This is a genomic window from Rhizobium leguminosarum (assembly GCF_010668065.1).
Classification (GTDB): Bacteria; Pseudomonadota; Alphaproteobacteria; order Rhizobiales; family Rhizobiaceae; genus Rhizobium; species Rhizobium leguminosarum_S.
On record NZ_WUEN01000004.1, the window covers coordinates 126,488 to 140,102 of the forward strand.

At 60.4% G+C, this 13,615-nt stretch carries 11 protein-coding genes and 1 pseudogene; all 12 read right to left on the reverse strand.

Annotation, left to right across the window (positions count from 1 at the left end; translation table 11 throughout):
• Window positions 1–105: 105 nt before the first annotated feature.
• A pseudogene (locus GR198_RS12680) lies at window positions 106–334 on the reverse strand (ABC transporter permease); the annotation flags it as partial.
• A gap of 120 nt (window positions 335–454) precedes the next feature.
• Window positions 455–880, reverse strand: coding sequence for a hypothetical protein (locus GR198_RS12685; protein WP_164069086.1), 426 nt, complete (start codon window positions 878–880; stop codon window positions 455–457).
• Window positions 881–951: 71 nt separating this feature from the next.
• Window positions 952–1,713, reverse strand: coding sequence for an ABC transporter permease (locus tag GR198_RS12690; RefSeq protein WP_003540416.1), 762 nt, complete (start codon window positions 1,711–1,713; stop codon window positions 952–954).
• Entirely contained in the window at window positions 1,710–2,636 is a 927-nt protein-coding gene (locus GR198_RS12695) for an ABC transporter ATP-binding protein (protein ID WP_003540418.1), read from the reverse strand. Before GR198_RS12695 ends, GR198_RS12690 begins: the two co-directional genes overlap by 4 nt.
• Window positions 2,637–3,095: 459 nt before the next feature.
• The gene (locus GR198_RS12700; protein ID WP_164022661.1) at window positions 3,096–4,709 is read right to left on the reverse strand and encodes a glycoside hydrolase family 43 protein; all 1,614 of its coding nucleotides are present in this window, start codon (window positions 4,707–4,709) and stop codon (window positions 3,096–3,098) included.
• Between the two features lie 98 nt (window positions 4,710–4,807).
• Window positions 4,808–5,839, reverse strand: coding sequence for an L-glyceraldehyde 3-phosphate reductase (gene mgrA / locus GR198_RS12705; RefSeq protein WP_003540422.1), 1,032 nt, complete (start codon window positions 5,837–5,839; stop codon window positions 4,808–4,810).
• Window positions 5,840–5,992: 153 nt separating this feature from the next.
• The gene (locus tag GR198_RS12710; protein WP_017988583.1) at window positions 5,993–7,126 is read right to left on the reverse strand and encodes a Gfo/Idh/MocA family protein; all 1,134 of its coding nucleotides are present in this window, start codon (window positions 7,124–7,126) and stop codon (window positions 5,993–5,995) included.
• 9 nt (window positions 7,127–7,135) lie between these two features.
• Window positions 7,136–7,897, reverse strand: a complete 762-nt coding sequence (locus GR198_RS12715; protein WP_029870734.1) for a sugar phosphate isomerase/epimerase family protein — start codon at window positions 7,895–7,897, stop codon at window positions 7,136–7,138.
• Between the two features lie 37 nt (window positions 7,898–7,934).
• Window positions 7,935–10,394, reverse strand: coding sequence for a beta-mannosidase (locus GR198_RS12720; RefSeq protein WP_164069087.1), 2,460 nt, complete (start codon window positions 10,392–10,394; stop codon window positions 7,935–7,937).
• A gap of 233 nt (window positions 10,395–10,627) precedes the next feature.
• Window positions 10,628–11,719 (reverse strand): ABC transporter ATP-binding protein, encoded by a 1,092-nt coding sequence (locus GR198_RS12725; protein ID WP_003540428.1) that lies wholly within the window; start codon window positions 11,717–11,719, stop codon window positions 10,628–10,630.
• Window positions 11,720–11,723: 4 nt separating this feature from the next.
• A complete protein-coding gene (locus GR198_RS12730; RefSeq protein ID WP_003540430.1) occupies window positions 11,724–12,668 on the reverse strand; it encodes a carbohydrate ABC transporter permease in 945 nt (314 codons plus the stop codon).
• Entirely contained in the window at window positions 12,661–13,566 is a 906-nt protein-coding gene (locus GR198_RS12735; protein WP_029870732.1) for a carbohydrate ABC transporter permease, read from the reverse strand. The genes GR198_RS12730 and GR198_RS12735 overlap by 8 nt, the downstream gene beginning before the upstream one ends.
• Window positions 13,567–13,615: the final 49 nt, after the last annotated feature.

Here is a 13,615-nt window from a genome sequence, read left to right on the forward strand (position 1 = left end):
GTCTCCTTCTTGGCTGACGCAGCAGATGCCTCGGACCGGAGCGGAAGAAAAACGGAAGAAACCGATGACGTCATCGAATTTTCCGATGGTTGTTTCAGAAAACGATCAGTTCCGCAGCCGGTAGCCGGTCTTGAAGATCCAGGCGAGCGTTCCCAGGCAGATCACCGGGAACACCGTGATCATCCCCAGGCTGATTGCCGGGTTGACGTCGGCGATCCCGTAAAAAACTCCAGCGGAAGCCGCTGACGAGATAGAGCACCGGGTTGAGATGGCTGACCGCCTGCCAGAAGGGCGGCAGCATACTGACCGAATAGAAGCTGCCGCCGAGGAAGGTGGCGGCACGACTCGGCGAAGCCTCCGAGCTCGACATAATGAAGCTCGTCGCCAGCACCTTCCTCATCATCTCGGGCGCCCTTCTCGTCAGCAGCGCCTGACGGGAACTGGCGCAATGCGCTCAGTACGAGATGAGGACTTCACCGATCCTCGGGCGTCGCCTTACAACCAGCAGAGTCGTGACACCAGAGTCAGCCTCACCGGACAAAATATCGACAGTAGCACGCCGACCGAAGAACTCGATCCGTGATCGCAAATTCTGGAAGGAACAAGGATTGGGCGAGCAATAGATGCCCAATTCACCATGCGCCTCTGAGCCCGGAAACACTGTAATTGCAAGATCAATGCCGAGATCGTCATGCTTGGCGAGACTGCATGTGTCGTCCGGAAGGCATGACACCTCGGCAGAGAAAGGCTCCTTCCCCTCCATCACCACGGCATAGGTAACCTTGATGGAATGGGCGGTCTCCTGCGACAGGCTTTGCTGCGGGATTAGACAATAGATCGAAACGATTGCGACACATCCAAGCACATTGCTGCTGACCATCAGATTGCCCCATGACCGATGACGTTTTGCTGAGCAATCCTTCATGTTGAAATTGCGGCATTTCTGCCGGATCAGTTGCGCAGCCGGTAACCGGTCTTGAAGATCCAGGCGAGTGTTCCCAGGCAGATCACCAGAAACACCGTGATCATCGCCAGGCTGATCGCCGGATTGACATCGGCGATCCCGTAAAAACTCCACCGGAAGCCGCTGACGAGATAGAGCACCGGGTTGAGGTGGCTGACCGCCTGCCAGAAAGGCGGCAGCATACTGACCGAATAGAAGCTCCCGCCGAGGAAGGTTAGCGGCGGCACGACCAGCATGGGAATGAGGTTCAGCTGCTCGAAATTCCCGGCCCAGATGCCGATCATGAAGCCGAACAGGCTGAAGGTGATCGCCGTCAACAGGAAGAACAGGATCATCATGAAGGGATGCTCGATCCTGACGTCGACGAAGAGATTGGCGGTCAGGAGAATGATGAAGCCAATGATCATCCCCTTGGTCGCCGCCGCACCGACATAACCGAGCAGGATCTCCGTCATCGCCACCGGCGCCGAAAGCACCTCGTAGATCGTGCCGGTGAATTTAGGGAAATAGATGCCGAAAGAGCCGTTGCTGATGCACTGGCCGAGCAGCGTCAGCATGATCAGGCCGGGCGTGATGAAGGCGCCGTAGGACACGCCCTCCACCTCCTGAATGCGTGATCCGACCGCGGCGCCGAAGACGATGAAATAGAGCGAGGTCGAGATGACGGGCGAGATGACGCTCTGCAGCAGTGTGCGGCGCGTTCGCGCCATCTCGAAGAAATAGATCGACTTGACGGCCTCGACGTTCATTTTTCTGCTCCCACCAGCGCCACGAAGATGTCCTCGAGCGAGCTTTGCCGCGTCGAGAGATCCTTGAAATGAATATTGTTCTCGCCGAGCCGGGTCAGCAGTGCCGCAATGCTTTCCTGTTCGTTGCCAGCGTCGAAATCATAGGTCAGCCGGTTGCCGTCTGCTTCCAGCGTCAGCCCGTTGCCGGCAAAACAATCCGGCAGGCGGCTCAGCGGTTCGGTGAGATCGAGGATGAGCTGCTTGCGGCCGAGCTTGGCCATCAGCGCCGCTTTGTCCTCGACGAGCAGCAACTCGCCGCCGTTGATGACGCCGACGCGATCGGCGATTTCCTCGGCCTCTTCAATATAATGGGTAGTCAGGATGATGGTGACGCCGGAGGCCCTGAGCTCTTCGACGACATGCCACATGTCCTTGCGCAGCGTCACGTCGACGCCGGCGGTCGGCTCGTCGAGGAAAAGAATATCCGGCTCATGTGAGAGCGCCTTGGCGATCAGCACCCGTCGCTTCATCCCGCCGGAGAGCTGGCGCAGCATATTGTCCTTCTTGTCCCAGAGCGAGAGCGCGCGCAGCACCTTCTCGATATGGGCAGGATTGGCTTTCTTGCCGTGCAGCCCGCGCGAAAAGCTGACTGTATTGAACACCGTCTCGAACTGATCGGTGGTGAGCTCCTGCGGCACCAGCCCGATCATCCCGCGGGTGGCGCGGAAATCCTTCACGACGTCGTGGCCGGCGACCAGCACCCGGCCGCCGCTCGGATTGGCGATGCCGCAGATGATCGAGATCAGCGTCGTCTTGCCGGCGCCGTTCGGCCCGAGCAGCGCCAGGATCTCACCCTTTTCGACGTCGAGATTGATGCCCTTCAGGGCCTCGAACCCATTGGAGTAGGTCTTGGTGAGGTTCTGAACGGAAATGATGGGGGCCATGCGGGACTCTTGCGGATTCTCGGAAGTTACTTCGGCCCGCTATATAGTCCCTTTGTAACGCTTTAACATCCTTAAGCGCATGAACACTGCATTCACGTGCTGCCAACACAGTTGGCCCGCCGAAGCGGTTGGCCGGCGAAAGAAAGGCAGCGACCGGCTTCATATGTCATCATCCGGTGATCTTCGTGCCCGATAAGAGAGCCGAGGTCAGCACCGGCATCCGCCCCGCCGCCCACCCCTTTGCGGAGCCGTCTCCGGGTGTTCTCGTTGCGCCCCATTTTTGCTGCCTCGGCATGTAGTGAAAGTTATTGTTCAGTCACGAAGTGCTTTGAACCGGCCAGTATCCCCAGTTCAGCCGCGTTCGTCTTAGCCGGCCCTGTGCCGGCTTTCTTTTTTCGTTCCTTCCGCACCTCGCTCTTTCCGTGGCTCGCTGCGGATGAAAGGGATCAAGGGTATCCCTCACAACTCGTCGTAATTGAACCAGTCAAAATCCGCGGCCTTCGCCCGACCCGATGTATCGAAGGCAAACACGCCAGCGAAAGCGCCGGTGAAGGAGCCGTGTTCGCCGCGTCCGCCCTCGTCTGAGATCACTCCGGCATCGAGGACCGGGCCGATCGGTTGCCAGGCGCCCTTGCCTTCGGTCTGCCAGAAGAATTGCAGGTCGTTCTCGCGGATTTCCATGGCGAGCTGGACGCGGCCCTCGGCGGCAATCGCCACGCCGCTTTCGGCGGGAAAACTCAGGCGTCCGTTCGGGTAGTCGCCGTTGCAGGAGAGGATCGTCACGCAGCGGCCGAGTGTTTCGTGCAGCGTCACCGCAACGGCGTGAAATTTGTGGCGGTTGTAGTAATGCGTCAGCCCCGCCACCTGCTGATAGGTATCGGGCGAGAACTCGACCACGGTCTCGGCGCGGAAACTGTGATGTTCCTGGCGGCGGGCAACCAGCGACTGTTCGAACCAGGAGCCGATGCTTTCGCGCGCAAACAGGCGTAGATGGCCGGGACGATCCGTCAGGTTGAAGATGCGCGCGGGCTCTGGCGTGCGCAGCCATTGGAAATCGGCAGGCAGCACGCCGCCATCGAAGCTGTATTCGCTGCGCATCGGCTTTTCCACGGGCACCGCGCCGGAGAGGCCGGGCACATCGACATCGGGCACGGTGGTGCCGTTTTCGAGATAGAGCCAGTCGTCGTCGCGCCAGACGCACTTTTGCAGGGCGGTCTCGCGGCCCAGCGTGCAGCGCCGCTTTGGCGGCAGCGGCCGGCCGCAAAGATGGGTGTGATAGGCCTCGCCCTCGGGCGTTTCGACATATTGGCCATGCCCTGCCCGCTGCAGTACCGCGCCCGGATGATCCTTGGAGGTGATGAGATGCATGTTCGGATGCATCTCATAGGGCCCGTCGATATTACGCGACCGCGCCATAGTGACGGCATGGTCGTAGCCGGTGCCGCCCTCGGCGGTGGTGAGGTAATACCAGCCGTTGCGCTTGAAGAGATGCGGGCCCTCGACGAGGCCGAGCGGGCTGCCGGCGAAAATGTTCTTGATCGGCCCCTTCAGCGCCTTTGTCACCGGATCCCATTCCTGCAGCAGGATGCCGTCGAAGGCCGGCGATTTCGGCGAGCCGCCATAACTTTCGGTCCGGTGGTTCCACTGCATGTTGACGAACCACTTGCGGCCGTCATCGTCGTGGAAGAGCGAAGGGTCGAAGCCGGAGGAATTGACATAGAGCGGCTCGGACCATTCGGCCTCGATCGTCGGTGCCGTGACGATGTAGTTCGGCGCATCCTTGAAATTGCCGTCGTAGCGTTTGACGTCGGTATAGACCAGCCAGAACTGCCCGTCGGCATAGGATAGGCACGGCGCCCAGATGCCGCAGCTATCGGGATTGCCGCGCATGTCGAGCTGCGATCTCCGCTCCAGCGGCCGGCGCACCAGCGTCCAGTTCACCAGGTCACGCGAATGGTGGATCTGCACACCCGGATACCATTCGAAGGTCGAGGTAGCGATGTAATAATCCGCGCCGACGCGGCAGATCGACGGATCGGGATTGAACCCGGGCAGGATGGGATTGCGGATCATGACAGGGTCTCCTCCGACCGGCGGTGCTTTTTTTGCTGTACGTACATCAGATTATAACAGTAAAAGGCCCGGAAGACTTGCCTCCGGGCCTGAGATGACTATTCGCGTTCGGCGGACTTGGCCCAGAGATTGATGTCGGCCTCGCGGGCATAAACGTCGATCTCAGCAAGCTCCTCGACACTGAATTCGAGATTGTCGAGCGCCTTGACGCAATCGACGATCTGCGACGAGCGGCTTGCGCCGATCAGCGCCGAGGTCACGCGGCCGCCGCGCAGTACCCAGGCGATCGCCATCTGCGCCAGCGTCTGGCCGCGCCTTTCGGCGATCTCGTTGAGCTTGCGGATATTGTCGATGATCGAGGGGCGGATGTAGTCCTTCTTCAGGAAATGGTTTTGCGCTGCGCGGCTGTCTTCGGGAATGCCGCCGAGATATTTCGTCGACAGCATGCCCTGGGCAAGCGGCGAAAAGACGATCGAGCCCATGCCGACCTCATCCAGCGTATCGAGCAGCCTGTCGTCCTCGACCCAGCGGTTGAGCATCGAATAGCTCGGCTGGTGAATTAGGCACGGTGTGCCGAGCTCCTTGAGGATCGCGGCGGCTTCGCGCGAGCGCTGCGAATTATAAGAGGAAATACCGACATAGAGCGCCCGGCCGGAACGGACGATATGGTCGAGCGCGCCGCAGGTCTCTTCCAGCGGTGTTTCCGGGTCGAAGCGGTGTGAATAGAAGATGTCGACATAGTCGAGGCCCATCCGCTTCAGGCTCTGGTCGCAGGAGGCGATCAGATACTTGCGGCTGCCCCATTCGCCGTAAGGGCCGGGCCACATGTCGTAGCCGGCCTTGGAGGAGATGATCAGCTCGTCGCGAAGCCCGACGAATTCGCTGCGCATGATTTCACCGAAGGCGGTCTCGGCGCTGCCGGGAGGCGGGCCGTAATTGTTGGCGAGGTCGAAATGGGTGATGCCGAGGTCGAAGGCCGTGCGGCACATATCGATTTTGCGGTCATGCGGTGTGTCGCCGCCGAAATTGTGCCAGAGGCCGAGCGAGACGGCCGGAAGCTTCAGGCCGGAACGGCCCGTGCGGTTATATTTCATTTTCGAATAACGGTCTGCGGCCGGTTGCCAGCTCATGAGACTCTCCTTGATAAAAATATCTGTATAGTCGTCATGCTCGGCTTGTGCCGAGCATCTGCCGCCCTGTTTGCAGATCCTCGGCACAAGGCCGAGGATGACGGTTCTGGCGGGATGCCTCGCGATCCAGCGAGATCCCGAGGCATCCTCTTATCACTTCAAAAGCGCCTGCGCTTCTTCGATGCCAAGGGCCGCCGGTTGCGTGCAGGTCGTGGTCAGGTCGATGAAACGGCCCTCTTCGCCCGATTTCAGGATCGAGGTCATGACGTCGACACCGTGCAGCGTGCGGTCGAGCGAGCAGCGCGCATCGCGGCCCTCGATCAGCGACATCGCCATGTCGGCAAGCCCGGCGGTGCGGTAATTGGCGCGCGACCCGTTCGGGCTCTCCTGGTTGATCTTGCCGAATGGATGCTCCCAAGCATCGAGCGGCTTGATGTCCTTGTCGCGGCCGCTTGCCTCGACGGTGCCGCCGAAGAAGTTCGGATCCGGCACGTAGAGCGAACCGTCGGTGCCGTAGAGCTCCATATTGGCATGGCGGTGCGACCACACATCCCAGCTCGCCGTCAGCGTCACCGTGGCGCCGTTGACGAATTCGAGCAGCGCCTGGATCGTCGTCGGCGTCTTGACCGGGATGATCTCACCGTTGCGCGGCTGGCTGGTGATGGTGCGGGTCGGCGACGCCATCGAGGTCATGCCGCCGACACGTTTGACCGGGCCGATCAGGTTGATCAGGTTGGCGATGTAATAAGGGCCAAGATCGAGGATCGGGCCGCCGCCCGGCAGGAAGAAGAAATCCGGGTTCGGATGCCACATCTCCATGCCGGGGCTCATCACGTAGCAGGCGCCCGAAGTTACTCGACCGATGCCGCCGTCGTCGATGAACTTGCGGGCGAGCTGATGGGCGCCACCGAGGAAGGTGTCGGGCGCGCAGCCGACGGCAAGGTTCTTTTCCTTGGCGATGCGGCGAAGCTCCTCACCCTCTTCGAGCGAAAGCACCAGCGGCTTTTCGGAATAGACGTGTTTTCCGGCCTCGAGGATCGCCTTCGATACCCGGAAATGCGCATCCGGGATCGTCAGGTTGACGACGACGTCGATCTCGTCATTGACGAGAAGCTCGTCGATCGTCTGCGCTTTGACGCCATATTCCTTGGCGCGCGCCTCGGCCGCCTGCGCATTGATATCGGCGCAGGCCAGCACCTTCAGCCCCTTGAAGAGCGGTGCCAGTGAGAAGTAAGTGGTGGAGATGTTGCCGCATCCGATGATGCCGACGCCAAGTTCCCTGGTCATGATGAAGCCTCAGTAGGTCTGGAAGGATGCGATCGAGCGGCTGATATTGCGGTCGATGTCATTCGGGTTATCGTGTTCGACGACGTAGTGTTTGGCCTTGGTGGCGCGCAACGCCGTCATTAGCCTCCCCCACTCGACCTTGCCGTGGCCGACATCGGCCCAGCCGCTCTCATCCGTCGCCTCGCCAGCCGGTGCGATGTCCTTGACATGCACGGCGGTGATGCGCGGTCCGAGCTTCTCGATCCAGGCGAAGGGATCGCCGCCGCCGCGGATGACCCAGGCGATATCCGCCTCCCAGGAAATGTCGGGCGCGCCTTCGAAGATGTGCTCGATCGGCCGCGAGCCATCCTGCAGCTTGAAGAATTCGAAATCATGATTGTGCCAGCCAAATTCGTAGCCGGCCGCCTTATAGGGCTTGCTGATCTCCTGCAGGCGCTTGCCGAAGGCGATCCAGCCGGCAGCATCGGACGGGCGTTCCTCGGCGGCGAGATGCGGCGCATAGATCGAATCCATGCCGAGGATCTTGGCAATGTTCAGCGACTTCTGAACTTCCTTTTCCAGAAAATCGGGGCTGAAATGGCCGCTCGCCATGACGAGGCCGTTCTTGTCGAGCTCAGCGCGAAGGCTCTTCAGCCCGGCATCATCGAGATCGGCATAGATGCCGCCGAAGCCCTCGACTTCGGCATAGCCAGCCTTGCCGAGCTTTTCGAAGATCGCCGAATAGGGCTGGAAGTTGCGGGCGCTATAGAGCTGGTAGCTGAGTTTCGTCATCATGTTCTCCTTGGGCCTCGTGCCCATTCTTGCAGGATCAATCCGCCGACTGGCAGGAATACAGGTCGTAGAACCGGAACTCCGGAAGCGCGCCACGATCAAGCGGCCGTGCCGGGGTAAAGGTGATGCGGCGGCTCTCGCCGGCCGCAAGATCGAAGGCGTTGTCGGAATATTTGCCGTCGGTCTCGGTTTCGATCATCACGAAAAGCGCAAGTCCCCTAGCGGTGACGTTGATGTCGACGGAGCCGTTCTCCTCGACATATTCGTGGGTGACTGTCAGCCCCGCGGGTTCCAGCTCCAGCGCCTTGTAGGTACCGTTGACATGGTGCCCCTCGCCGCCCGTGCCGTTCGACGCGGTGAAACGCCAGGCAAGCAACGTTCCCTCGGGAATATCGGTAACGTCGATGCTCGTGGCAGTGACGGCCGCATCCGGCGAACATATGGCCTGTACGTCTCTCAGGTGCCGGCGTTCGCCCTGCATCTTCAGCAGCGAGATCGAAAGGTCGACGCTGACATCGGCAAGCGTGTCGTTGACCAGCGAGAAGCGAATCGTCTTTCCGTCGTCGGAAGGAATGGCAGCGACCGCGACCGGCTGGAAGAAGCGCTTGACGAGATAGTGCATCGCCTTCCAGCGGCCGCCATAGTCGAGGCTCGACCAGGAGGCGACCGGCCAGGTGTCGTTGAGCTGCCAGTAGATCGTGCCCATGCAATGGGGTTTGAGCGACCGCCAGTATTCCACCGCCGTCTTGATCGCCAACCCCTGCTGGATCTGGGAGAGATAGACGAAGTTCGGAAAATCCTTGGGGAAGCGGAAATAACGGAACATCGTGCCGGCGATGCGCTCGTTGCCGCCGGCATTCTTCTGGTGCAGCTCCATCACCGGGGAAGCGACGTTCATGTCTTTCGCCTCGGCATAGGTTTTGATCACAGGCAGCGACGTATAGGACTGGAAGCCGAATTCCGAGCAGAAGCGTGGACGCACCGAGCGGTAATTGTCGAACGACTTGTTCTCGTGCCAGACCGACCAGTAATGCATGTCGCCGGACCCGTCCGCATGCCAGGCATCGCCGAAATCGAGATAACCGGAAGCCGGGCTCGAAGGCCACCACAGCGCGCCGGGCAGCGCCTTTTTCACTGTCTGCTCGATCGTGCGGTTGAGGCGATCATAGGAGACGAGATAACGGTCGCGGTCCTTCCTTGATTCCTCGAACCAGGTCAGCGCTCCGACCAGCTCATTGTCGCCGCACCAGAGGACGATCGAGGGATGCGAGGAGAGCCGGCGCACTTGGTAGTCGACCTCGATCGTCACATTGTCGAGAAAGTCCTCGGTCGAGGGATAGAGGTTGCAGGCGAACATGAAGTCCTGCCAGACCATAAGGCCCAACCGGTCGCAGAGATCGTAGAAATGATCCTGCTCATAGAAGCCGCCGCCCCAGACACGGATCATGTTCATGTTGGCGGCTTTGGCCGATTGCAGCAGGTCTTCGGTCTTCTCAGGTGAAGACAGCGAAAACAGCGCGTCGGCCGGGATCCAGTTGGCGCCGCGGCAAAAGATCTCGCGGCCGTTGACCTTGAACGCGAAGCGGCTGCCTGATGCATCCGGCGTGGTGATCAGCTCGATGGTGCGAAGACCGATTTGCTTGATCACCTCATCCGTCGGCAATTCGACGGAAAGCCTGTAGAGCGCCTGCTCGCCGCAGCCGGAGGGCCACCAGAGGCGCGGATTGTCGATATGGAAGAGGTGGTTGACATGGGTCTCGCCGTTGACGCCGACATCCAGGCGCACGCGCTCGCCATCAAGGTCGAAATAGACCTGGGCAATGTCTGGCCCCTTGGAAAACAGCGTCGCCGTCACTTTGAGATCGACCGAACCGTCATTATTGTGGGTCTGGCGGGTGACGACGTGTTCGATGCGCGCCGTTTCGAGCTTTTTCAGCGCGATCGTCCCGTAAAGGCCGAGCGGGGCAATGGCGATGTTCCAGTCCCAGCCGAAATGGCACTGTGGCTTGCGCAGCATGTTGCCGTCGGGGATCGGCGAGTTGCCCGTGCTGTAGGGAATGTAGAAGGGCTGCTGCTTCTGTCGCGCGGCGCCGACAGCGACGTTGGAGGCAAAGACGATGCGGATGCTGTTGTCGCCTGATTTCAGCATGCTGGAGACATCGGGCCGGTGGCGGCGGAAGCTGTTGTCGGCTTCGAGCGCCAGAAAGCCGTTGACGTGGACGCTGGCAACCGTGTCGAGATAATCGATATCGAGATACCAGTCGCCCTCGACCTCCTGAAGCGCGAAGCTGCGCTCGACCGCCCATTCGCGCTCGGCGACCCACTGCACCTTTTCCTCGTTGCGGCCGAAATAGGGATCGGGGATCAGCCCTGCCCGGTGAAGCGCCGTGTGCACGTCGCCCGGCAGCATGATCGCAGTGCGGATCTCGCCGTCGACAGAGGCGAGCTGCCACGAACCGGAAAGGTCGATGTTGGGAGTAGTTGATCGATGCGTCACGATATCGTTTCCGATTTACGTTTTTGAAAAGGACGGCGTTTGGTCGTCGTCCGGTAGCTGTCGTTCGTCAGGGGGCCTCCCGCCCGCCTCACTCTCCGTCATCCTCGGGCTTGACCCGAGGATCCACACCGCATCCACCAGCAGCAACGGGCATGGATCCTCGGCACAAGGCCGAGGATGACGGAGAGTGGGGTAGGCCCTCTCGCCGAATTCGCCGCCGCCCGCAGAACCTTCTAAAGACGCAGCTCGCTTTCGGCGTCGAAGACCGAGGCGACCGTCATGTCGAAGCTGAGCTTCACCTTGGCTCCGACGTTGAAGCGGCGTGCGCCGTTGACACGTACCGACATCGTGTGACCGGCATGTTTCAGCCACAGCAGATTGTCCGCGCCCATCGGCTCCTCGATATCGACGGTGGCGTCATGTTCTTCGCCGCCGGTATTCTCGTTGACCTTGATGTGTTCTGGACGAACGCCGAGCACCACTTTGCGGCCGGGCTGCAGCGTCTCGCTGGCGTCGTAGGCAGCGAGCGAGAAAATGACGCCGTTGGCCAAAAAGGCAATGCCATCGCCTGATTTGACCAGCTCGCCGTGCAGGAAATTCATCGACGGCGAGCCGATGAAGCCGGCAACGAACAGATTGCGCGGCCTGTTGTAGATCGTCGTCGGATCGTCGAGCTGCTGGATGATGCCGCTCTTCATGATGGCAATGCGGTCGGCAAGCGTCAGCGCCTCGATCTGGTCATGGGTGACGTAGATCATCGTGTTCTTCAGCGACTGGTGCAGGCGCTTGATCTCGACGCGCAGCTCCGAGCGGAGTTTGGCGTCGAGGTTGGACAGCGGCTCGTCGAACAGGAAGACGTCGACATCGCGCACCAGTGCCCGGCCGATCGCCACGCGCTGGCGCTGGCCGCCGGAAAGCTCGGCCGGTTTGCGCTTCAGCAGCGGCTGAATCTGCAGGATTTCGGAGGCACGCGCCACCCGCTTGTCGATCTCTGCCTGCGGCACCTTGGCGACGCGAAGACCGAATGACAGGTTCTTCTCGACGGTCATCTGCGGATAGAGCGCATAGGACTGGAACACCATGCCGATGCCGCGGTCCTTCGGCTCTTCCCAGGTAACGTTCTTGCCCTTGATGAAGATCTGCCCTTCCGAGGCGTCGAGCAGGCCGGCGATGCAATTCAGCAAGGTCGACTTGCCGCAACCGGACGAACCGAGCAACACGAGGAATTCGCCGTCGTTGATGTCGAGATTGAGGTCCTTCAGTACGCTCACCGCACCGAAGTTCAGGGACAGATCCTTGATGGAGACGCTTGCATTCATATTCATGAGATCAACCCTTCACTGCGCCGGCGGCGATGCCGCGGACGAAAAGCCGCCCCGACACGAAGTAGACAATGAGCGGCACGAGACCGGTGAGGATCGTTGCCGCCATGTTGACGTTGTATTCCTTCACGCCCTGGACGGAATTGACGATGTTGTTGAGCTGCACGGTCATCGGATAGGTATCCGGCCGGGTGAAGACCACGCCGAACAGGAAGTCGTTCCAGATGCCGGTCACCTGCAGGATCATCGCGACCACGAAGATCGGCAGCGACATCGGCAGCATGATCCGCAGGAAGATCTGCCAGAAGCCCGCCCCGTCGACACGCGCCGCCTTGAACAACTCCTCCGGCAGCGACACGAAATAATTGCGGAAGAGCAGCGTCAGGATCGGCATCCCGAAGATCGAATGCACGACGACGAGGCCGGTCAGCGTGCCGTAGATGCCGATTTCGCGCAGGATGATGACGATCGGATAGATCATCACCTGATAGGGAATGAATGCGCCGACGATGAGGATCGAGAAGAAAAGCTCGGATCCTCTGAAGCGCCAGTTTGCCAGCGCGTAGCCGTTCACAGAGGCAATCGCGATCGAGATGATGACCGACGGCACCGTGATGCGAACCGAATTCCAGAAGCCGCGCGACAGGCCATCGCAGTTGAGCCCGGTGCAGGCCTGCGCCCAGGCTTTCACCCACGGTTCGAAGGTGATCTCCATCGGCGGCGAAAAGATGTTGCCGAGACGGATTTCCGGCATGCCCTTCAGCGACGTCACGACCATCACATAGAGCGGCAGCAGATAGTAGAGCGCTGCGATCGTCAGTGTGCCATAGAGCATGATGTTGCGCGCCGACACCGCCGGGCGCGGCCGGGGGCCGCTGGGGCCTTCGCCGAGTTTCGGCGCGACGGCGTCGATGCCGGCAGCCGTGGTGTTGAGAGTTCCTACATCAGCCACGCTTGCGCCCTCCGCCGAATTCCAGATAGGCCCACGGAACGATAATGATCGCGACTGTGACGAGCATCATGGTCGAGGCAGCAAAGCCCTGCCCCAGGTTCTGCGCCTGGAACATGTAATCGTAGACATATTTCGCCGGGACTTCCGAGGAAATGCCCGGTCCGCCCGATGTCTGCGCGACCACGAGGTCGTAGACCTTGACGATGCCGGAGGCGATGATGACGATCGTCGTGATGAAGACCGGCCGCATCATCGGGATGACGATGAAGAGATAGGTCCTCCACATCGGAATGCCGTCCACGCGCGCCGCTTTCCAGATGTCCTCGTCGATCCCACGCAGGCCGGCAAGCATCAGGCACATGACGAGACCCGTCCCCTGCCACAGCGCCGCGATTAGAATCCCGTAGATGACGATTTCAGGCGTATAGAGCGGATTGAAGGTGAAGCTCGTCCACCCCATCGAGCGCACCACCGCCTGGATGCCGAAATCGGGGTTCAGAACCCATTGCCAGACGAGGCCCGTCACGATGAAGGACAGCGCGAAGGGATAGAGAAAGATGGTGCGGAAAGTGTTTTCGAAACGGATCTTCTGGTCCATCAGCGCGGCGAGCATGAAGCCGATGACCAGGCTGAAGATCAGCGAGAGGATGCCGTAGACAGCCAGATTCTCGATCGCCGTCACCCAGCGCGGCGCAGCCCACAGGCGCTCGTACTGATCGAAGCCGACAAAGCTCAACCGCGGAAGGAGCTTGGAATTTGTGAAGGAATAAAAGACCGTCCACAACGTCCCGCCGACAAAGATCACCAGCGCCGTCAGGATCATCGGAATGGACGCAATCTTGGCATTCAGATTGCGCAGTAACTTGTTTGGCCGGCCTGCTCGCGCTTGACCCGTCATGAATACTTCTCCTCAAATCGCAACTGCGACCACTGACAGATCGGCAAGG